At 74.9% G+C, this 20,501-nt stretch carries 21 protein-coding genes; 13 read left to right on the forward strand and 8 right to left on the reverse strand.

The window, feature by feature from the left end; translation table 11 throughout:
- Positions 1-130 precede the first annotated feature (130 nt).
- The gene (locus Sdia_RS14980; RefSeq protein WP_100455616.1) at positions 131-976 is read left to right on the forward strand and encodes a DUF4389 domain-containing protein; all 846 of its coding nucleotides are present in this window, start codon (positions 131-133) and stop codon (positions 974-976) included.
- Here the strand turns inward: Sdia_RS14980 and pspAB are convergent.
- The 3 genes from pspAB to Sdia_RS14995 form a co-directional block, all read right to left on the reverse strand.
- The gene (gene pspAB, locus Sdia_RS14985) at positions 963-1,565 is read right to left on the reverse strand and encodes a PspA-associated protein PspAB (protein ID WP_100455617.1); all 603 of its coding nucleotides are present in this window, start codon (positions 1,563-1,565) and stop codon (positions 963-965) included. The genes Sdia_RS14980 and pspAB overlap by 14 nt on opposite strands.
- Before the next feature lie 492 nt (positions 1,566-2,057).
- The gene (locus Sdia_RS14990) at positions 2,058-2,408 is read right to left on the reverse strand and encodes a hypothetical protein (protein WP_189500314.1); all 351 of its coding nucleotides are present in this window, start codon (positions 2,406-2,408) and stop codon (positions 2,058-2,060) included.
- 52 nt (positions 2,409-2,460) lie between these two features.
- A complete protein-coding gene (locus tag Sdia_RS14995; protein WP_100455619.1) occupies positions 2,461-3,213 on the reverse strand; it encodes a sulfite exporter TauE/SafE family protein in 753 nt (250 codons plus the stop codon).
- 278 nt (positions 3,214-3,491) lie between these two features.
- Between Sdia_RS14995 and Sdia_RS15000 the strand changes: the two genes are divergently transcribed.
- On the forward strand, positions 3,492-3,680 hold the full coding sequence (locus Sdia_RS15000) for a hypothetical protein (RefSeq protein ID WP_189500315.1): 189 nt from the start codon (positions 3,492-3,494) through the stop codon (positions 3,678-3,680).
- Between the two features lie 13 nt (positions 3,681-3,693).
- Here the strand turns inward: Sdia_RS15000 and cobF are convergent, their stop codons facing one another.
- Complete coding sequence (gene cobF, locus Sdia_RS15005; RefSeq protein ID WP_189500316.1) at positions 3,694-4,461, reverse strand: precorrin-6A synthase (deacetylating); 768 nt, start codon at positions 4,459-4,461, stop codon at positions 3,694-3,696.
- A 372-nt stretch (positions 4,462-4,833) separates the two neighbouring features.
- Between cobF and Sdia_RS15010 the strand changes: the two genes are divergently transcribed.
- From Sdia_RS15010 to Sdia_RS15030, 5 genes are all read left to right on the forward strand, one after another.
- Positions 4,834-6,036, forward strand: coding sequence for a PP2C family protein-serine/threonine phosphatase (locus tag Sdia_RS15010; protein WP_100455621.1), 1,203 nt, complete (start codon positions 4,834-4,836; stop codon positions 6,034-6,036).
- Positions 6,033-7,664, forward strand: coding sequence for a sensor histidine kinase (locus tag Sdia_RS15015; protein ID WP_100455622.1), 1,632 nt, complete (start codon positions 6,033-6,035; stop codon positions 7,662-7,664). The genes Sdia_RS15010 and Sdia_RS15015 overlap by 4 nt, the downstream gene beginning before the upstream one ends.
- Entirely contained in the window at positions 7,661-8,104 is a 444-nt protein-coding gene (locus Sdia_RS15020) for a response regulator (protein WP_100455623.1), read from the forward strand. The genes Sdia_RS15015 and Sdia_RS15020 overlap by 4 nt, the downstream gene beginning before the upstream one ends.
- 119 nt (positions 8,105-8,223) lie before the next feature.
- Complete coding sequence (locus Sdia_RS15025; protein WP_203605147.1) at positions 8,224-8,691, forward strand: ATP-binding protein; 468 nt, start codon at positions 8,224-8,226, stop codon at positions 8,689-8,691.
- A gap of 205 nt (positions 8,692-8,896) precedes the next feature.
- Positions 8,897-9,292, forward strand: coding sequence for an STAS domain-containing protein (locus tag Sdia_RS15030; RefSeq protein ID WP_100455625.1), 396 nt, complete (start codon positions 8,897-8,899; stop codon positions 9,290-9,292).
- Between the two features lie 60 nt (positions 9,293-9,352).
- Here the strand turns inward: Sdia_RS15030 and Sdia_RS15035 are convergent, their stop codons facing one another.
- On the reverse strand, positions 9,353-10,273 hold the full coding sequence (locus Sdia_RS15035) for an AEC family transporter (RefSeq protein ID WP_100455626.1): 921 nt from the start codon (positions 10,271-10,273) through the stop codon (positions 9,353-9,355).
- A gap of 227 nt (positions 10,274-10,500) precedes the next feature.
- Here Sdia_RS15035 and Sdia_RS15040 point away from each other — a divergent pair, with 227 nt between their 5' ends.
- Both Sdia_RS15040 and Sdia_RS15045 read left to right on the forward strand, forming a co-directional pair.
- The gene (locus tag Sdia_RS15040) at positions 10,501-11,343 is read left to right on the forward strand and encodes an aldo/keto reductase (RefSeq protein WP_100455627.1); all 843 of its coding nucleotides are present in this window, start codon (positions 10,501-10,503) and stop codon (positions 11,341-11,343) included.
- A gap of 81 nt (positions 11,344-11,424) precedes the next feature.
- Positions 11,425-12,267 carry a sulfite exporter TauE/SafE family protein gene (locus tag Sdia_RS15045; RefSeq protein ID WP_189500317.1) on the forward strand — a complete coding sequence of 281 codons (843 nt, stop codon included), beginning with the start codon at positions 11,425-11,427 and terminating at the stop codon, positions 12,265-12,267.
- Between the two features lie 11 nt (positions 12,268-12,278).
- Here the strand turns inward: Sdia_RS15045 and Sdia_RS15050 are convergent, their stop codons facing one another.
- The gene (locus Sdia_RS15050; protein ID WP_189500318.1) at positions 12,279-12,437 is read right to left on the reverse strand and encodes a hypothetical protein; all 159 of its coding nucleotides are present in this window, start codon (positions 12,435-12,437) and stop codon (positions 12,279-12,281) included.
- A 172-nt stretch (positions 12,438-12,609) separates the two neighbouring features.
- On the opposite strand from Sdia_RS15050, the gene Sdia_RS15055 reads away from it, so the two are divergent.
- The 3 genes from Sdia_RS15055 (at position 12,610) to Sdia_RS15065 (ending at position 15,642) form a co-directional block, all read left to right on the forward strand.
- Positions 12,610-14,493, forward strand: a complete 1,884-nt coding sequence (locus Sdia_RS15055) for an ABC transporter ATP-binding protein (protein WP_189500319.1) — start codon at positions 12,610-12,612, stop codon at positions 14,491-14,493.
- A 76-nt stretch (positions 14,494-14,569) separates the two neighbouring features.
- Positions 14,570-14,935 carry a GNAT family N-acetyltransferase gene (locus Sdia_RS15060; RefSeq protein WP_100455630.1) on the forward strand — a complete coding sequence of 122 codons (366 nt, stop codon included), beginning with the start codon at positions 14,570-14,572 and terminating at the stop codon, positions 14,933-14,935.
- A 50-nt stretch (positions 14,936-14,985) separates the two neighbouring features.
- The gene (locus tag Sdia_RS15065; protein WP_100455631.1) at positions 14,986-15,642 is read left to right on the forward strand and encodes an arylsulfatase; all 657 of its coding nucleotides are present in this window, start codon (positions 14,986-14,988) and stop codon (positions 15,640-15,642) included.
- A gap of 538 nt (positions 15,643-16,180) precedes the next feature.
- Here the strand turns inward: Sdia_RS15065 and gnd are convergent.
- Entirely contained in the window at positions 16,181-17,641 is a 1,461-nt protein-coding gene (gnd, locus tag Sdia_RS15070; RefSeq protein WP_124288277.1) for an NADP-dependent phosphogluconate dehydrogenase, read from the reverse strand.
- A gap of 372 nt (positions 17,642-18,013) precedes the next feature.
- Between gnd and Sdia_RS15075 the strand changes: the two genes are divergently transcribed.
- A complete protein-coding gene (locus Sdia_RS15075; RefSeq protein WP_189500320.1) occupies positions 18,014-19,354 on the forward strand; it encodes a transglycosylase family protein in 1,341 nt (446 codons plus the stop codon).
- A gap of 18 nt (positions 19,355-19,372) precedes the next feature.
- Here the strand turns inward: Sdia_RS15075 and Sdia_RS15080 are convergent, their stop codons facing one another.
- Positions 19,373-20,287, reverse strand: a complete 915-nt coding sequence (locus Sdia_RS15080; protein WP_185392790.1) for a DMT family transporter — start codon at positions 20,285-20,287, stop codon at positions 19,373-19,375.
- Positions 20,288-20,501: the final 214 nt, after the last annotated feature.

Here is a 20,501-nt window from a genome sequence, read left to right on the forward strand (position 1 = left end):
AATAATCGGCCGGATCGGCGGTCCCGTGCGCCCGCCCGCCGGTTCACCCGCGTGGCCGTCACGGCTTGTCCGCCCGCCCCGACGCCTGAAATCTGGGGGTTCACGCCGAGCGGGCCGGGAGCGAACCGCCATGACCGAAGGCCAGTGGGCACAGCCGTCCCCGCCCTTTGCGCCGGAGCGCCTGCCGCAGCTCGACATCCCCGCGCCGGGACCCCAGCGCCGCCTCACGGTCTTCTTCCGGCTGCTGCTGCTCGTCCCGCACTTCGTCGTGCTGTTCTTCCTGCACGTCGCCGCCTGGTTCGCGACGATCGCCGCCTGGTTCGCCGCCCTCGCCACCGCCCGCGTCCCCGACCCGCTGTACCGCTTCCTCTCCGGCTACCTCGGCTGGACGACCCGGGTGGACGCCGAGGCGATGCTCCTGGTCGACCGGTATCCGCCGTTCGCCCTGCACGCCCCCGCCCACCCGGTACGTGTCGAGGTCGGCGGCGACCGGCTCAACCGCCTCGCGGTCCTCTTCCGCGTCGTCCTCATGCTCCCGGCGGTGATCGTGCAGGCGCCGGCCGTCTGCGGCTGGTGGACGCTCGGCCTCGTCTGGTGGCTGATCGTGCTGATCAGGGGCCGCGTCCCGCAGCCCCTCTTCGAGGCGTCCGCCGCCCTCCTGCGCTTCCGCGTACGCACCGGTGCGTACGTCATGATGCTGACCCCGGCGTATCCGAAGGGCTTCTTCGGCGACCGCCCGGGTGCCCTGGGCACCGACGCCGAGGAGGCCGCGGAGGTGGGCCGGGTCACCGAGAACCTGGGCGGCGCCGGGTCCGCCACCCGGCCGCTGGTCCTGGGGACGCCCGCCACCGTGCTGCTGGTGGTCTTCCTCCTCGCCGGGCTGGCGGCCGGCGCCTCCGGTTCCACCTCGTCCTACACCACGGGTGACGAGCCGGGGCGTGAGCCCGGCGGCGCCCGGACCGTCACGGACCGCTGAGCGCGGGACTGTTCCACAGCGGGTACCAGCGGCCGAGGTCCGCCTCCAGCGGCAGCTCGTGCTCCAGCGCGCCCTGCACGCGCAGCTCCAACGCGTTGTCGCGGCGGTTGCCGGTGCGGGGCGCGAACGGGTAGAAGGTGCCCCGTTTGTAGAGGTAGACCAGACCGAGCGGCAGCCCCGCCTCCTGGCTGTCGGCCGGGCCGGTGAAGCCGACGAGGGAGCACAGGAGCTGGGGCCCCCAGCCGTGGTCCTGGAGCATGCTGTTGATCGTGTGCAGGTCGTTGACGAGGGCCGGGAGGTCGTCCGGGGGCTGCTCCACCTGGAGCCAGGTGTAGCCGTACCGGTCCTGGCTGTACTCCACCGGCTGCCCGCCCTGTGCCGTGTCGGTGTCCAGCAACTCCCTGATCTCCTGCTTCAGCCGCGCGAACTGCCCGCCCTCGACGCCGGTGAAGCAGACGGCTCCCCGCCCCGCGGGGGTGAACCCGGTGGCCGCCTCCAGCTCCAGCGCGGCCGAGGGGAGGGCGAACCAGTCGTCCAGGTTGGGCTGGATCTGCTTGCGGCGGCCGAAGAGGGCGTCGAGGAATCCCATGCAGGGATCTTCCGTGATCCACGCGGCGTTCCGGCCGCGACGTGCCGGGCGGGGTGCCCGGCGCCGGAACCCGGGCAGGGGCACGGGCGGCTGCCCGGCACCGCGCCGCTCGTCGGTGGGTGGTCTCAGGCGCGCTCCGCAGGGGGCAGAGCCCCGCCCGGGCCGGTCCGGTGCGGACGTCCGGTGGGCCGGCGCGTCCCTCGGCAGGCTGTCGGCAGTACAGGAGCGTCTGCCGGGCGGACAGGCTCGTCGGCACACCGAGGACTCGCCGGTGCCGGTCCGGGGCGCTGCCCCCGGGGTGGCCTTGAGGAGCGCGTCGAGCAGCCGGCCGGGTGCCGGGGCTGTCACCGGCTCGTCGGCCGTCAGGCCCGGCACGGGTCCGCCGCCGCTGCCGCACGGCGGTGGCGGGCGGGTCCGGTGCCGAAGGCGGCCTGGCGGGTGCCGGGGCCGCCCCGCCGGACCCTCCGGCGGCGAGGGCGTCGTGAGGCCGGGTCAGAGACTGCCCGGGGTGTCCCGGGCGGGCGCGTACCAGCCGAGGGCCGCGGCCAGGAAGAGGCCGGTGCTGACGAGGACCGCCGCGGTCCGCAGGACGGGCGAGGCGGTGGTCCGGCAGGCGACGGTCCAGGAGAGGAGGGGCAGGGCCACCCCGATCAGCACCATGGCCGGGAAGTCCAGGTAGAGCACACTCCACTCCGGGCTGGTCTCGAATTCCCCGGGCCACCGCCGTGGGGCCGCGACGGCCCACGCGCCCAGCCCGGCGGCGGCGCCGAGGGCGGCGGACAGGCAGCCCCCCGCGGTCCCCGCTCCGCTCACGGCCGGGCGCTTCCGCTCGGTGGTGATCACGTGGGTGAGGACGCAGCCCGCCCGCGCCCGGTTCCGGGCGCGGTGGAGCCCCTCAGCGCATGACGAGGGCGTCCACCAGCATCAGCGCGGCGACGGCGAGCAGCGCCACGCCGAAGACGCGTCGCACGGTGCGCCCGGAGACCCGGGCGGCGAGCCGGCGCCCGTCCCACGCGCCGAGGACGGCCGCGGCGGTGAAAGGGCCGACCACCGACCAGTCCAGCCCGGCGAGGGTCCCGCCCCGGGCGGCGAGGGAGGCGGTGGAGGTCAGGCTGATGACGAGCAGGCTGGTGCCGACCGCCGCCCGGATCGGCAGCCCGACCACCCGTACGAGGGCGGGCACCCCGAGGAACCCGCCGCCCACCCCGAGCAGCCCGGTCACCGCGCCCAGCCCCGCCCCCGCCCCGGCCGCGCGGAGAGCGCTCGGGTCGCCGGCCGGCGGGGCGTCGTCGCGGGCCCGCAGCATGCCGACGGCGGCGACGGCGGCCAGTACCGAGAAGGCGGCGGTGAGCAGCACCTCGGGGAGCCTGGTGGCGAGCAGGCCGCCCGCCACCGCCGGGAGGAGCCCGGCGCCCGCGAAGAGCAGCCCGGGCCGCCAGCGGACGTTGCCGTCGCGGCCGTGGGCGTACAGGGAGGTGGCCGTGGTGATGGCGACGATGACCAGGCTGGCCGTGGTGGCCTCCACGGGAGAGAAACCGAGCAGGTGGATCAGGGCCGGTACGGCGAGGACGCTGCCGCCGCCGCCCATGCCCCCGAGGGCGAGCCCGGCCACCGCTCCGGCCAGCAGGGCGAGGACCACGGCGCTCATGCCGGGCCGCCGGACGTGAGGGGCGGCAGGGTACAGCCGGGGTGGGGCATGGTGCGGGCCGGTTCCGTTCGTAGGTGACGCGGTGCGGTCGTGCGGGCGCGGGCGGGTTACAGGTCACGGTGAGGCCGGCGGCCTCGGCCTGGTCGGGAGAGCCGCCGACGGCGACCGCCTCATGGCCCGCGGCGTCCGGCAGCGAGGCGTCGACGACGACGCGCCACACCCGGACGGGGTCTTCGGGAAGCTCGGTGGAGCCGCCCCGCCAGGGTGTGCGGCGAGATGTGCGGGGAATCCTCGCCCGGCGCCCGGCGCCCGGCGCGCTCGCCGTCGGGGCGGACGTCGAGGACGGCGGCCGGGCGCTCCTCGGCGAGGGCGGCGAAGGTGGCACGCCGAAGGGGGCGGGCGCGGCGCCGGACGGCAGCCGGTCGGCCGGGCCGCCGGTCGCCGCCGAGGCGGGGCGGTGCCGGTGACGGGGGGCCGGGATCAGCCGCGCCGCAGGAGGTAGGTGTCCATGATCCAGCCCTTGCGGGCGCGGGCCTCGGCACGGAGCTCGGTGATGCGGTCGGCGACCTCGCTGAGGCGCCCCGAGACCAGGATCTCGTCGGGGGTGCCGACGTAGGCGCCCCAGTGGATCACCGGATCCTCTGCCAGGTGGTGGCGGTAGGCCTGCTGAGCGTCGAGCATCACCACCAGGTCGTCCACCCCCTCGGGCCAGCCCTGCGCCAGCCGCCGGCCGGTGGTGAACTGCACGGGCCGGGCGACCCGGTTGAGCCCGGTGCGATGGCGGGCGAGCAACGCCGAGACGCTGCTGATGCCGGGGATCACCTCGTACCCGAAGGCGACCCTGCCCCGCTCCAGGATCTCCTCCAGGATGCCGAGTGTGGAGTCGTACAGCGCCGGGTCGCCCCAGACCAGGAAGGCGCCCGTGCCGTCCTCGGGCAGCTCGTCGGTGATCATCCGCTCGTACACGTCGGCCCGGCGGCCGCGCCAGTCCTCGACCGCCTCGGTGTACGCGGCGGTCCCCGCGCTCCGGTCCCGGTCGCGGTCCGGGTCCCGGGCCTCCACCAGCCGGTACGGGCGGTCCCCGGCGTGCTCGGCCAGCATCTCGTGGCGAAGCCGCAGCAGGTCCGCCTTCTCCTCGCCCTTGTCGAGCAGGAAGAACACGTCCACCCGCCGCATCGCCTTCACCGCCTGAAGGGTCAGCTGATCCGGATCTCCCGATCCCATACCGATGACATAGATGTTCCGCACCCGACCGAGTCTGCCCTACCGCCGCCGGCGCCCGGGCGCCAGCCCCCGTGCCCCCGTGCGCGAGGGAGCGCGCGCCCTCCCCGCCGGCCACGCGGCGGCGACCTTGACCGGATCGTGCCGCCGAGGGCGGTCCGGAGGGCCCCTTGCCCCGTTATGACCGAGTGAGCCCGGACACAGTGCGCGGGCCACGCCCCCTGCGCATGGCGGGATGTGCCCGGCCGGAGCCGCGACCGAGGGCGTACACCCCAGCCCTTGTCGCATATGCTTCCGGCCGGTGGCGCCGCACGCGCGTGACACAGGTGAGTGAGGGGGTGGAGCGCAGCCGTGCTGCTCCCGCAGGTGATGCCGCCTCCTTCGAGGACGGCAGGAAAGATGAACCCACTGAACGGCACCGGACCGGTCAACGGCTCGCTCAGAGCCGTCGACGCCGTACTGCTCCTCGTCGAGGACGACCCCGGCGACGCCCTCCTGCTGGAGGAGACGCTCGCCGACAGCGACCTCGACGCCGAACTCGTGAGCGTCCACACCCTCGCCGAGGCGCAGAGCTACCTCGCCGACTGCGACCGCCTGGTCTGCGTCCTGCTGGACCTGCATCTCCCGGACGTGCACGGCCTCGACTCGGTCACCCGCATCGTGCACTCCGCGCCCGACGCCGCCATCGTCGTCCTGACCGGGCTCGCCGAGTCCGAGGCGGGCCTCGCCGCCGTCGCGACCGGCGCGCAGGACTACCTCGGCAAAGGCCACCTCGACCCGGAGACACTCAGCCGCGCCGTCCGCTACGCCCTCCAGCGCAAGCAGGTCGAACGCGCCTCCGCGGCCCTGCGCGCCAACGAGCGGATAGCCCAGGAGAACGCCCGCCTCGAACGGGGCCTGCTGCCCGTCCCGCTGCTGCACGGCGACGACTTCGGCGCGGCCGCGCGCTACGAGCCCGGCCGGGCGCACGGCTTGCTCAGCGGCGACTTCTACGACGTGGTGCAGACCGCCGACGGCGCCGTCCACGCGGTGATAGGCGACGTCTCCGGCCACGGCGCGGCCGAGGCGGCACTCGGCGTCTGCCTGCGCGTCGCCTGGCGCACCGCCGTGCTGTGCGGCACGGAGCAACTGGAGAAGGTCCGGCTGCTGGAGGAGATCCTGGTCGCAGAGCGCTCCGACCCGCACGTCTTCGCCACCGTCACCCTTCTCGTCTTCCCGGCCGACCGCGGTTCCGTGCGGGTGGTACGCGCCGGGCACCCCGGCATGCTGATCCGCTCCGGCGCCACCGTGCAGCAGGTGGAGACCCCCGGCGGCATGGCCCTCGGGCTGCTGCCCGGCCGGGGGGAGTGGCCGCAGGAGGAGGTGCCGCTGCCGCCCGGCGGCCACGTCGTCCTCTTCACCGACGGCCTCTTCGAGGGCCGTACCGGCCCCGGCACCCGCCTCGGCGAGGAGGGGCTGCTGGAGCTGGCCCTGCGCAACGCCGACCTGGAGCCCGCCGCCTTCGTGGACGCCCTGGTGGACGGCGCCTCCGAGGGGGCCGCGCCCTACGGCGGCCTCGCCGACGACGTCGCCGTCCTGCACCTCGGATGGAGGAAGTCGTGAGCCGCACCCGCAGGACCTTCCAGGAACGTCTCTCCGTCCAGGGCTGGGTCCGCCTCGTCCTGGTGGCGATGGTCGTCGTCGTCCTCGGCTGCACCGCGGTGGCCGGCGCCCTGCTCTCCCGCGCCAACGACCGGACCAACGAACTGGTCGACCGCATCCAGCCCGCCCGCTCCATCGCCTTCCAGCTCCAGAAGTCGCTGCTGGACCAGGAGACCGGCGTCCGGGGCTACGTCCTCACCGGCGACACCTCCTTCCTCACCCCCTACGCGGAAGGGCGGAAGGACGAGCGCGCGCAGGTCGCCCGCATCGAGCGGTACATCGGTGGCGACGCCCGCTTCGCGCAGGACGTCGAGCGCATCGAGAAGTCGGCGGCGAAGTGGCGCCGCGAGCAGGCCGAACCGCTCATCGCCGCCGTCCGCGAGGGCGGCCCGCAGGCCGCCACCGCCGTCGACGTCACCGAGAGCAAGCTCCAGTTCGACTACATCCGGGACCTCTTCGAGGCTCAGCAGAGCCACCTTGAGGAGGCCCGCGCCGCCACCCGGGCGGAACTCGACGAGGCCCGCTCGGTCCGCGACATCATGCTCGTCGTGGTCCTGGTCTTCTTCGTCCTGGCCGTCGTCGTCCTCGCACTGCTCCTGCACCGGATGGTCGGTCGCCCGCTGAACCGGATGCTGGTCGCCTCCGAACGCGTCCGTGAGGGCGATTTCGACCGCCGCATCGAGGTCGGCGGACCCTCCGACCTGGCGGCGGTCGGTGGTGCCGTCGAGGCGATGCGCCGCCGCCTGGTCGACGAACTCGTCGCCGGCCGGGGCCGCGAGGCCCTGCTCTCCGGCCAGGCCGACGAGCTGCGCCGCTCCAACGCCGAGCTGGAGCAGTTCGCCTACGTCGCCTCGCACGACCTCCAGGAGCCCTTGCGCAAGGTCGCCTCCTTCTGCCAGCTGCTGGAGAAGCGGTACAGCGCGCAACTGGACGACCGCGGCCGCCAGTACATCGACTTCGCGGTCGACGGGGCCAAGCGTATGCAGGTCCTCATCAACGACCTGCTCACCTTCTCGCGCGTCGGCCGGGTCGGCGACGCCTGGCAGCAGACCTCGCTCGACGGCGCGCTGGACCGCGCGCTGGGCAACCTCGAACTCGCCATCGAGGAGAACGGCGCGCTCGTCGTGCGCGACGCGCCGCTGCCGGAGGTCAGCGGAGACCCCACCACGCTGGCGATGCTCTGGCAGAACCTCATCGGCAACGCCCTGAAGTTCCGGCGCCCGGACGTGCCCAGCCGGATCGTCGTCGACTGCGTCCGCGAGGACGACGACACCTGGCACCTGTCGGTCACCGACAACGGCATCGGCATCGCGCCGGAGTTCTCCGAGAAGGTCTTCGTGATCTTCCAGCGGCTGCACGCCAAGGACGCCTACGGCGGGACCGGCATCGGCCTCGCCCTCTGCCGCAAGATCGTCGAGTTCCACGGGGGCCGGATCTGGCTGGAGCCGGTCACCGGCGCCGGCGAGGACGGGGACGCGGGCACCGCACAGGGCACCCGTGTCCACTTCACCCTGCCCGCGACCGCGACCGGCTCGCGGTCCGACCTGCTCACCCCCGCCACCACCAGCCTCCCGGGAGACGGCCAGTGACCACCCCCGCCCAGCCCATCGAAGTCCTGCTCGTCGAGGACGACCCCGGCGACGAGCTCATGACGCGCGAGGCGTTCGAGGACAACAAGATCCGCAACACCCTCCACGTCGTGCGCGACGGGGAGGAGGCCCTCGACTTCCTCTACCGCCGCGGCGCGTACCCCGAGGCCCCTCGCCCGGACCTGATCCTGCTCGACCTCAACCTGCCCAAGTACGACGGCCGGCAGGTCCTCGCGCAGATCAAGGCCGACGCGGAACTGGCCCTCATCCCGGTCGTGGTGCTCACCACCTCGTCCGCCGAGGAGGACATCCTGCGCAGCTACAAGCTGCACGCCAACGCGTACGTGACCAAGCCGGTCGACCTGGACCAGTTCATCGCGGCGGTCAAGCAGATCGACGACTTCTTCGTCACGGTGGTACGGCTCCCGGGGCGGTCCTGATCCGTTCCGCCGGTGGGTGACACCTTTCACGGCGGAAGGAGACATACCCGTGGATCCGCTGGGCACAAGCGGATGGAGGAGAACCCAGAGCTTCTCACCGGGTGCACGGGCAGGAGCAGATGAACGAACAGGTCACCATGGACACGGGCTTTCCCTTCGCCGCGGCGGACTCCGTCGAACCGCTGCGGCAGGCAGTCGAGTTCGACGGGGAGCCGGGCTGCATAGCGCGGGCCCGCCACGTCGCGAGCCGCTTCCTCCAGCAGCTCCAGGCCGAATGGCTGGCCGTCCCGCGGCCCCGTCTCGGCGACGACCTGCTGCTCGTCGTCAGTGAGCTGGTCACCAACGCCGAGCGGCACAGCCACGGACCGTACGTCCTGGAGCTGGAGGGCACCGACACCCACCTGTCGGTGAGCGTCTACGACAGCAGCTCGGCCCTGCCGCGCTGGTACGAGCCGGACCCGACGCGGCTCGGCGGCCACGGGCTGGAGATCGTCCGGGCCGTCGCCGACCGCGTCACCGCCGAGCGGGTGCCGGTCGGCAAGCGCGTCACCGCCGCCTTCGCCCTGCCGCCCCGGGCCGCCGTCTGACCCGACCGGACCTCCCGCGACCGACCACGGCGCGAGGTCCACCGGGGGAAGCGTGAAGAAACGGGGGAAGTCGCTTGTTGTCAGCACCTGACGCTCGCTCATGTCGTGGGGCCCCGCGCCGCGCCCTTCTGGCCGCGGTGCGTACGGCTCCGGTGCGCATCGTCCACGACCACCGGCCCAGGGCCGGTTGATCAGAGAGGTTGTCGTGTCCTCAGCCCAGTCCTCCCCCCGTCCCGCGGACCGCTCCCTGCAGATTCGGCAGCGCCCCGAAGGCGGCGGCATCGTCGTGTCGCTCGGCGGCGATCTCGACCTGGAGAACATCACCCCGCTCGGCCCCGCCCTCAGCGACGCCGCGGCCTCGGTGTCCGGCCCCGTCGTCGTGGACCTCTCCGGCGTCGGCTTCGCCGACTCCAGCACGGTCAACGTCTTCCTCCAGGCGTACGGCGCCATAGGGCCCCGCCTGCGGTTCGCCGCGCTCTCCCCCTTCGTCGAGCGGCTCTTCGGGCTCATCGGACTCCAGAGCGCCCTGCCGGTGCACGAGACGGTGGCCGAGGCGCTCGCGGCCCCGCTGCCCGCCCCCGACGGCGACCGCGCCCCCTGACGGCGGCGGCCGGGGAGCCCGCCGCGGCGCTTCCCGGCCCCACCGCGCGTGCCGTCGCCGTCAGCCCAGCAGCACCGCCACCGCCACCAGCGCCGGTACCGCCAGCACCGTGGAGAGCAGCACCGCCTCCCGGGCCAGCCGGACGCCGGTGTCGTAGCGGGAGGCGTAGGTGAAGAGGTTCTGCGCGGCGGGGAGGGCGCTGGTGACGACCACGGCCAGCAGCGCCGGGCCCGCCAGCCCGAAGACGCCCGCGCCCACCGCCCACGCCGCAACCGGCTGGCCGGCCGTCTTCAGCCCGACCGCGAGCAGGACCTGCCCCCGCTCCGGGCCCCGGGCGGGCAGCGTGGCACCCCGCAGCGAGATCCCGAAGGCCAGCAGCACCGCCGGGACCGCCATCGCCCCCATCAGCTCCACCGGGTCGAGCACGGGAGCGGGCACCCGTATCCCCGCGGCGGCCACGGCGACACCGGCCAGCGAGCCGAGCACCACCGGGTTGCGCAGCGGCGCCGTGACCACCGCCAGCGGCGAGGTGCGGGCCCCGGGCCGGGAGAGGTCGATGACGGTGAGCGCCAGCGGGGAGACGACCAGCAACTGGAAGAGGAGGACCGGCGCGATCAGCGTGGCGTCGCCGAGCACGTAGACCGCGATGGGGATGCCGAGGTTGCCGGCGTTGACGTAACCGGCGCACAGGGCTCCGATGGTGGTCGGCCCGGTACCCCAATGGCGTAGCGCCCCCACCACGATGTAGACGCCCGCCACCAGCAGCGTCGAGACGGCGGTGACCAGCAGGGCGGGGGAGGTCAGGGCACCGAGGTCGGCCTGGGCCAGGGTGGTGAAGAGCAGCGCCGGGGAGGCGACATGGAAGGCCAGCCGGGTCAGCACGGGCCCGCCCTGCTCCCCGAGGACGTGGGTCCGCCCGACCAGGTAGCCCACCGCGATCAGGGCGCCGATGACCGCGAACCCTTCCAGCACCCCGGTCACCGCGGGCTCCGGGGCCGGGGGCGGCGACAGGGCCCCGCGCGCCCGGCGCGTCCCTCGCGCGGGGCCTCGCGAGGACCGGCTATGTCCGAGGGGTCGCCGCTCACCGGCTGGTCGGGATCGTGTCGCACATGACCCGCACCCTAAGGATCATGGAACCCGGTGGGCAAGCCCGCCCCGCGCCCGCCGCCCGGCCCGCCCGACCAACGATCCGAGGAGTCCTGACCGCCATGACCGGACCGATCCCGCCCCTCGCCCCGACCGTCCGGCTGCGTCACGGCGCCCAGATGCCGCGCCTCGGCTTCGGCACCTACCCGCTGGACGACACCGAGGCCGAGCACGCCGTCGCCACCGCCGTCGAGAACGGCTACCGCCTCATCGACACCGCCGCGCTCTACGGCAACGAGATCGGCGTCGGCAGGGGTATGCGTGGCGGGGGCGTCGCCCGCGACGAACTCTTCGTCACCAGCAAGCTCACCAAGGGGCAGCAGGGCGCCGGCACCCGCCGCGCCGTCGAGGAGAGCTGCGCCCGGCTGGGCACCGACCATCTCGACCTGTACCTCATCCACTGGCCCGACCCCGTCCAGGACGCCTACGTGGAGACCTTCCGGACCCTGGCCGACCTGATGGGGGAGGGGACGCTGAAGGCGGTCGGTGTCTCCAACTTCAAGCCCCACCACCTCGACCGGGTCATCGAGACCACCGGCGTGGTGCCCGATGTCAACCAGATCCAGCTCAGCCCGTACCACACGCGGGACGCCGCCCGGGCGCACCACGAGAAGCTGGGCATCGTCACCGAGGCGTGGAGCCCGCTCGGCCGGGACGGCACGGTCTTCGCCGAGGAGCCCGTCCGCCGGGCCGCCGAGCGGCACGGGCGCACCCCGGCGCAGATCGTGCTGCGCTGGCACGTGCAGCAGGGGATCGTGCCGGTGCCCAAGTCCGGCCACTCCGAGCGGATGCGGGAGAACCTGGACGTCTTCGGCTTCGAGCTGACCGAGGCGGAACTGGACGAGATCTCCGGGCTCGACCGGGGTGAGGCCTCCGCCGACGACTCGGACGTCATCGCGCACTGAGCCGGGCGCGCGGCGGGCCGGGCACGGCCTACGGGGCCGCCGGTCAGACGGCCGGTACCCGGGCTTAGGATCGGCTTCCGCATGGACCCGATCACTCCCGGGGCGTTCGCCCTGCTCGCCGCGGCCGCCCTGCTCGTCGGCTTCTCCAAGACCTCGGTCAGCGGCGCCAACACCATCAGCCTCGCCGTCTTCGCCGCCGTGCTGCCCGCCAAGGAATCGACCGGCGTCCTGCTGCCGCTGCTCATCGTCGGCGACGTCTGCGCGGTCCTCGTCTACCGGCGCCACGCCCACTGGCCCACGCTCTGGCGGCTCTTCCCGGCGGTCGCCGCCGGAGTGCTGGCCGGCACCACCTTCCTGGCCGTCGCCGACGACGGAGCGGTCCGCACCTCGATCGGCGCGATCCTGCTGGTGATGTCCGCCCTGACGTACTGGCGCCGCAGGCAGGCCGCCCGGCCCCGCGCGGCCCCGGCGCCGGCCGCCCCCGAGCCGGCGGCGCCGGAGGCGGCCGGCGTGGCGGCCGGGAGCGCCGCGCCCGGCACGGGGGAGGCCCCCGGGACCGGGCGTGGTGCCCGCCTGAAGGCCCGTACCTACGGTGTCCTGGGCGGCTTCACCACCATGGTCGCCAACGCCGGCGGCCCGGTGATGTCGCTCTACCTGCTCTCCGCGGGCTTCCGCAAGCTCGGCTTCCTGGGGACGTCCGCATGGTTCTTCCTCATCGTCAACACCTCCAAGGTGCCGTTCAGCGTCGGCCTCGGACTCATCGACGGGCCGTCCCTGCTGCTCGACGCCGTGCTGGTGCTCCTCGTCGTCCCCGGCGCCCTGCTCGGCCGCGCCCTGGCCCACCGGATCAACCAGGTGCTCTTCGAGCGGCTGGTCCTGGCCGCCACGGTGGCCGGCGGCGTCCAGCTCCTCCTGCTGGGCTGAGTGAGGAGGCTTCAGCGGGACAGCGCGGCCGTGCGCGCCGTGCCGGTGGGCTTCGTGAGGTCGCGTACCGCGTGGAAACCGGTGAAGGGACCGTCCGACAGGTGGACCGCCGCCACCGCGTCGAGCGCGCCGCCGAGCCCGAGGACCAGCGCCGGGGCGCCGTCGGCCACTGGCCGGCCGCGGGGCGTCCGCGGTGATCCCGGCGACCCCGCCCAGCCCTGCGGCGAGCAGCCGGGCCACCTTGCCTGCGCCCACGACCGGCCGCGGCGCCGCCTGCTTCGCACCGCCGCGCCGGAGGGCGGCCTTGACCTCAACTCGAGTGCAGGTCCTACCTTCGCGGTCATGAGCATGGAGACCACGGCATGGACGCAGCTCTACAGCGTCCTCCACGCCGATCAGGACCGCCGCCCCTTCGCCCGCGCCACCGTGCGCCGCATCGCCGCGTTCGCCCGCCCGCACCGCGTCCGGATCGCCTGGTTCGTGGTGCTCAGTGTCGCCACCGCACTGCTCGCCGTCGCCACGCCCGTCCTCGCCGGGCAGGTCGTCAACACCCTGGTCTCCGGCTCCGACCCCTCCCTGGTCACCCGGCTCGCCCTGCTCATCGCCGCCATCGCCGTGGCCGAGGCCGGCCTCGGCATGGTGGCCAGGGGCCTGAGCGCCCGCCTCGGAGAGGGGCTCATCCTCGACCTGCGCACCGCCGTCTTCGACCACGTCCAGCGGATGCCGGTCGCCTTCTTCACCCGCACCCGCACCGGCGCCCTGGTCAGCCGCCTCAACAACGACGTCATCGGCGCCCAGCGCGCCTTCAGCGACACCCTCTCCGGGATCGTCTCCAACGTCGTCACGCTGGTCCTCGCCTTCGCCGTGATGGTCGGCCTGTCCTGGCAGGTGACCCTGCTCGCCCTCGCGCTGCTCCCCGCCTTCGTCCTCCCGGCCCGCCGCACCGGCCGCCGCATGGCCGCGCTGCGACGCGAGGCCGCCGAGCACAACTCCGCCATGGGCACCCGGATGACCGAGCGGTTCTCCGCACCCGGCGCCACCCTCGTCAAGCTCTTCGGCCGGCCCGCCGACGAGTCCGCCGAGTTCGCCGCCCGGGCCCGCCGCGTCCGCGACATCGGCGTGCGCACGGCGATCGCCGAGTACACCTTCATCACCTCCCTGACGCTGGTCTCCGCCCTCGCGCTCGCCCTCGTCTACGGCCTCGGCGGCCGCCTCGCGCTGAGCGGCGCCCTCGAACCGGGCGCCGTCGTCTCCCTCGCCCTCCTGCTGACCCGCCTGTACGCCCCGCTGACGGCCCTCGCCGGGGCCCGGCTGGAGGTGATGACCGCCCTGGTCAGCTTCGAGCGGGTCTTCGAGGTCCTCGACCTGAAGCCGCTCATCGCCGAACCCGAGCAGCCCCGTCCGCTGCCCGAAGGCCCCCTCTCCGTCACCTTCGAGGACGTCACCTTCGCCTACCCGGCCGCCGACAGGGTCTCGCTGGCCTCCCTGGAGGAGGTCGCCGCCCTCGACGGCCGGGAGGAAACCGAGGTCCTGCACGGTGTCAGCTTCCGCGCCGAACCCGGGCAGACCGTCGCCCTGGTCGGCTCCTCGGGCGCCGGCAAGTCCACCATCGCCGCCCTGCTTCCCCGCCTCTACGACACCGACGCGGGCACCGTCCGGATCGGTGGCCAGGACGTCCGGGACCTCGGCGCGGACACCCTGCGCGACACGCTCGGCATGGTCACCCAGGACGGTCACCTCTTCCACGAGTCGGTCCGCGCCAATCTGCTTCTCGCCCGCCCCGCCGCCACCGAGGACGAACTCTGGGACGCGCTGCGGCGGGCCCGCCTCGACGGCCTCGTCGCCTCCCTGCCCGAGGGGCTCGACACCGTCGTCGGCGAACGCGGTTACCGGCTCTCCGGCGGTGAGCGGCAGCGCATGACGATCGCCCGGCTGCTGCTGGCCCGCCCTCGCGTCGTCATCCTCGACGAGGCCACCGCCCACCTCGACAACACCTCGGAGGCGGCCGTCCAGGAAGCCCTCGCCGAAGCCCTCGACGGACGTACCGCCCTGGTCATCGCCCACCGCCTCTCCACCGTCCGCACCGCCGACCGCATCCTCGTCGTGGAGGAGGGCCGCATCGTCGAACAGGGCACCCACGCCGGCCTGCTGGCCCGCGAGGGCCGCTACGCCGAGCTGTACCGCACCCAGTTCGCCCCCGCAGCCGGCGGGGTGTCCGTCGGCTGACCCGCGGGACGTGCCGCCGGGCCGCCGGGAACGTACGGTGGCGACCGTGACCGCCGGACCGGCGAAGGAGCGAGGAATGAGCGAGACCCCGGGCGAGCGCCCCGTCCCCGAACTGATCGACGACCGGCCGGCGGGCATGCTCCGCGCCGTCGCCGGCGACGAGGTGATCGGGCACATCCAGTACCTCGTCCTGGAGACCCCCGAGGCCGCCCTCGCCCCGGTCCACACCATCGTGGACCCGGGCCACGAGGGGCAGGGCGTCGGCTCCGCCCTGGCCGCCGAGTTCTACGCCATGGCCGACCGCGAGGGGGTGGCCGTCGCCCCGCTCTGCCCCTACGTCGCCCGGTGGGCCGAGCGCCACCCCGACCAGGCGGCGCCCGCCTCCGAGGAACTGCTCGCGGCGGCCCGCGCCAAGGTGGCGGAGGACCCCGCCCTCTGGTGAACCTCGCCCGGCCCCGGCCCCGCACCGGCCGGTGACCGTACGCTCGGCGGATGCTCACCCTGCTGCACACCTCACCCGTGCACATCCCCGTCTTCGACGCCCTGCGGGACCGGCACCGGCCCGGCCTGCCCCTGCGCCATGTGGTCGAGCCGGAACTGCTCGACCGCGCCCGGCGGGAGGGGCCCGCCGCCGTGGCCGCGGAGATCGCCGGGGTGGTGCGGCGGGCCGCCGCCGACGGCGCGGGGGCCGTCCTGTGCACCTGCTCGACGCTGGGGGCCGTCGCCGAGACGGTGGCCGCGCCCGTCCCGGTCCTCCGGGTCGACCGGCCGATGGCCGAGGCGGCCGCGGACCACGCGGGGGACGGGCGGATCACCGTGGTGGCCGCGCTCGCCGCCACCCTCGGCCCCACCGCCGACCTGGTCGCCGAGGTCGCCCGCCGCGCCGGACACCGGCCCCGCCTCACCACCCTGCTGGTCCCGGGCGCCTGGGACCTCTTCGAGGCGGGCGACACCGCCGGGTACCACCGGGCCGTCGCCGGCGCGGTCGCTGGGCTCACCGGGACCGACGCCGTGGTGCTCGCCCAGGCGTCGATGGAACCGGCCCGCGCCCTCCTCCCCGCCGCGCCGCGGGTCTTCGCCAGCCCCGGCCCGGGCTTCGCGGCCGCCGCTTCGGCCGTCACCGGCGAACCCGGTCCCCCGAACGGATGAGTGGGCGCGCGGACGCCGGGTAGCCGTGGGACACATCAGGAGCCGGAACCCTTCCGGCGCCGCCCGTCCACGCCCGCTCCGGGCGCAGGCCGCACGGCGGGGCGTCCACGCCCGGCAGCGCCGGGCCGCCCCGCCCGGCCGCCCCGGCTGGAGGACACGATGACCCACCCGTACCCCGACCCCGTCCCCCCGGCGCCGCCGGGCCCGCAGCCCGTACCGCCGGGGCCCGACCGGCCCGACCCGGTGCCACCGGCACCGAAGCCGGTACCGACGCCTCCGGGGCCCGGCCGCCCCGACCCGGTGCCGCCCGTCCCGCCGCCTGACCCCGGCCCGCTGCCGGGCCCGGGCCCGGCCCCGGGCGGCCCCACTCCGGGCCCGGGGCCCGGCGATCCGGGGCCGCTGCCCGAACCCCCGCCCGCCCCGGCGCCCTACCCCGATCCGGCGCCGCCGGAGCCCGAACCGGACCCGCGCTGAACCGCGGCCGGCCCGGCACCCTGGGTACTCCGCGGGTGCCGGGCCGGCCGCGTGCCCGGGTGGCTCAGTCCTCCCGCGTCTCGCTGCGGTCGCCGCCCCACAGCGTGTGGAAGACACCCTCCCCGTCGGTCCTGCGGTAGGTGTGTGCCCCGAAGTAGTCGCGCTGGCCCTGCACCAGCGCGGCCGGCAGCCGCTCGGCCCGCAGCGCGTCGTAGTACGCGAGCGCGGCCGCGAACCCCGGGACCGGCACCCCCTGCCGGGCGGCCTCGGCGACCACGGCCCGCCAGTCGTCCTGGGCCTCGCCGATCTCACGGGCGAAGGTCTCGTCGGAGAGCAGCGAGGGCAGGTCCCCCCGCCCGTCGTAGGCCGCCCGGACGCGGTCCAGGAACGCGGCCCTGATGATGCAGCCGGCCCGCCAGATCGCCGCCACCGCCCCCGGGTCCACCTCCCAGCCGTACTCCTCGCTGCCCGCCCGGATCTCGTGGAACCCCTGCGTGTACGAGACCAGCTTGGAGGCGTACAGAGCCTGCTCCACCTGGTCCGCGAAGCGCGCCGCAGCCGCCTCGCCGAGCGGCGCCGGAGTGGGGCCGGGCAGTGAGCGGGAGGCCCGGCGCAGCCCGGCGTGGCCCGAGAGCGACCGGGCGAAGACCGCCTCCGCGATTCCCGGCACCGGCACCCCGAGGTCCAGCGCCGCCTGCACCGTCCACCGTCCGGTGCCCTTCTGCTCCGCCTGGTCCAGCACCACGTCGACGAACGGCTCGCCGGTCCGCTCGTCGACGTGCGCGAGCACCTCGGCGGTGATCTCGATGAGGTACGAGTCCAGCCGCCCGGTGTTCCACCGGCGGAAGATCTCCGCGATCCGGGCCGGTCCGTACCCGGCGACGTCCCGCAGCAACTGGTACGCCTCCGCGATGAGCTGCATGTCGGCGTACTCGATGCCGTTGTGGACCATCTTGACGAAGTGACCGGCACCGTCCGGACCCATGTACGCCGTGCAGGGCGCGCCGTCGTCGGCCTCGGCCGCGATGCGCTCCAGCATCGGCCCGAGCGCCCGGTACGACTCGGCAGAGCCGCCCGGCATGATCGACGGTCCGCGCAGCGCGCCCTCCTCGCCGCCGGAGACGCCGGTGCCGACGAAGTGGATGCCGCGCTCGCGCAGCGCCTTCTCGCGGCGCCGGGTGTCCTCGAAGTGCGCGTTGCCCCCGTCGATGATCATGTCGCCCTCCTCCAGGAGCGGGGCGAACTCCTCGATCACCGCGTCGGTCGGCGCGCCGGCCTTCACCATCACCAGCACCCGCCGGGGCCGCTCCAGGGACTCCACCAGCTCCTCGGGGGTGGAGGCCGGCAGGAAGGCGCCCTCCTCGCCGAACTCGGAGACCAGGGCCTCGGTCCTGGCGGCGGTGCGGTTGTGCACCGCGACGGTGTAGCCGTTCCGGGCGAAGTTCCGCGCCAGGTTGCGGCCCATCACCGCGAGCCCGGTGACACCGATCTGGGCCGTCCCACTGGTCTGCGCTGTCTCACTCATGACGTCTCTCTCACACGATCGGGAAAGGAGCCGGGTACGGGGCGCGCGGCAGGGCCGCCGAGGTCCGGCGGGCCGGGCCGTCGCCGTCCCGGTCAGTATCGGCGCGCGGCCGCGGGTCCGCGCGCCCGGCGCCGTCTGCCCCGCGGCCGGGCCCGCCACACGCCGGGACCGTCCGCGGGGGCGCCCGACGGCATGTGCCGACGGCACGGTGCCGGAGGAGGGGCGCCGCTCGCTCCCGGTGAGGGCCCGGGTGCCGCGTGCGCCCGTCGTGCGCCCCCTTGTCACGGAGCGTTCGTGCCCGTTACGTTCGGGGCTTCACACCACGCCCGGCCGGGGCGGGCCCCGGACGCGCAGAGTCAAGGGGGGCCTGTCATGGCCGTACGCGGACGTCACCGGCGCCGACAGCAGAGAAGATTCAACCGGGCGTCACTCACCGTCACGGCCAGCGGCGCGGGACTCGCCTTACCGCTGGTCGCGGCCGGTACCGCCGACGCCGCCTCCGCGGACACCTGGGCCAAGGTCGCCGCCTGCGAATCCTCGGGCGACTGGAGCGTCAACACCGGCAACGGCTACTACGGCGGCCTCCAGTTCAAACAGTCGACCTGGGAGGCGTACGGCGGTAGTGCCTACGCGGGCCGGGCCGACCTCGCGACCAAGGACCAGCAGATCGCGGTCGCCGAGAAGGTGCTCGACGGCCAGGGGCCGGGTGCCTGGCCCGCCTGCTCGCAGAAGGCCGGGCTGACCCGGGGCGGCCCCGCACCGGTGGCGCCGGAGGCCGCCCCGGCGCCCCGGCCCGCCACGTCGCAGGCGGCGACGCCGACCACCACCCCGCAGTCCAAGGCGGGCACCGCCGAGATGTACACCGTGGTCCGCGGCGACACGCTCTCCCAGATCGCCGACGATCAGCGGGTCAAGGGCGGCTGGCAGCGGCTGTACCAGGCCAACCGCGCCCAGGTGGGCGCCGACCCCGACCTGATCGTCCCGGGCCAGCGCCTCCAGCTCAAGCCCGGTGCCACCGCCACGCCCCAGAGCCGCCCCGCCCCGAAGGCCAAGGACCGGACGGGGCCGGAGCCGACCGGGAAGCCGGCGGCCGAGAAGGCGGCCGACACCGCGCGGGCGAAGGCCGTGGCGGCCAGGAAGGCGGCGGAGGCGAAGAAGGCCGAGGAAGCGAAGAAGGCCGAGGAGGCGAAGAAGGCCGAGGAGGGCCGCAAGGCGGCGGCAGCCAAGAAGGCCGAGCAGGCGGCGGCCGCCAAGAAGGCGGAAGCGGCCAGGAAGGCCGAGCAGGCGAAGAAGGCCGCCGCTCCCCGCACCACCCTGAGCTCTCCGGTGGACGCCGGACCGAGCACCCCCTACCGCGCCTCCGGGGCGTCGTGGTCGAAGGGGTACCACACCGGGGTCGACTTCCCCGTCCCCACCGGTACCAGCGTCAAGGCCGCCGCCTCCGGCACCGTGGTCTCGGCGGGCTGGGGCGGCTCCTACGGCTACCAGGTCGTCATCAAGCACGCGGACGGCAAGTACTCGCAGTACGCCCACCTCTCCGCGCTCACCGTCCGCGGCGGGCAGAGCGTGCAGGCCGGGCAGCGCATCGCCCGTTCCGGCTCGACCGGCAACAGCACCGGACCCCACCTGCACTTCGAGGTGCGCACGGGGCCCGGCTTCGGCAGCGACATCGACCCGCTCGCCTACCTCAGGGGAGGCGGGGTCAAGGTCTGACGGACGCCCCGGCCCGGTTCAGCGGTGCCGCGCGGCCTGCGGCTTTCCGGCAGCCTCACCGGAGCCGGGGGAGTCCGGGTCCGCACCGGACCGCGCCGGGGTGGCCAGGCGGTCCTGCATGCGCTCCGTGGTGAGCAGGATGAGGCCGCCGGCCGCCACCACCCCGCAGCTCAGCGCGAGGACGGTACCGGCCGTGCCGTACCGGAAACCCTCTCCGAAGAGCACCAGGCCCACGGCTGCCGCGGCCACCGGATTGACCACCGTCACCGTGGCCAGTGGCGCGGCCAGACCCGCGCCCCGGTACGACGCCTGGGAGAGGAGCAGGCCGCCGGCGGCCAGGACCGCCACCACCGCGAGGTCGGGGAGCTGCCCGAGGACTCCGCGGTCCCCGAGCGCCTGCGTGACGATCTTGGTGAAGACCGAGGCGATACCGAAGGCCACGCCCCCCGCCGCGGCCAGCAGTCCGCCCCGTACCGCAGGGTGCCGGTGCACCGCCAGCGCCGCCCCGGCCAGGACCGCCACCACCGAGCCGGTGACCACCACCAGCACGGTCCGCTCGGTGGCGTCCGGACCGCCGGTCCCGGCCGAACCGGTGAGCGCCAGCAGCCCGGCCAGCCCGGCCGTGGCCATCAGCGCGCCCCGCCACGCCGTGGTCCCGGCCCGGCGCCCGAGCAGCGCCGCCATCGGCAGCGCGAAGACTATGGTCAGCGCCCCCAGCGGCTGCACCAGCGTGAGCGGCCCGAAGGCGAGCGCCAGGACGTGCAGGACGGCACCGGCGCCGTTCAGCGCCACCGCGCCCCACCAGGCGAGACGCCGCCAGGGGACGAACGCCGGGCCCTGTTCGCCGGCCACCCGCTCCTGCACGATCGCCCCGGCCGCGTAGGCCACCGCGGAGGCCAGGCACAGGAGGGCGGACAGCGTGAGGTCGTTCATTCGATCGGCTCCCGGAGCAGCGCCGCCCCCTGTCAGCCGGCATCCTGCCGGGCAGTCTGCCGGTGGGCGGGGCCCGTGTCGTCGTTCCACGGAGGCCATCGCGTCCACTGCCGCTGGAGTGGACGAGGCCGCGGATCGTCCCGTCCGGTGCGGGCGGCCACCCGCCCTCCGGCGACCGGCACCCGCTCCTCTTCAGTCTCCCGCTCCTGCCCAC

Source organism: Streptomyces diastaticus subsp. diastaticus, from assembly GCF_011170125.1.
In the GTDB taxonomy this organism is placed as follows: domain Bacteria; phylum Actinomycetota; class Actinomycetes; order Streptomycetales; family Streptomycetaceae; genus Streptomyces; species Streptomyces diastaticus.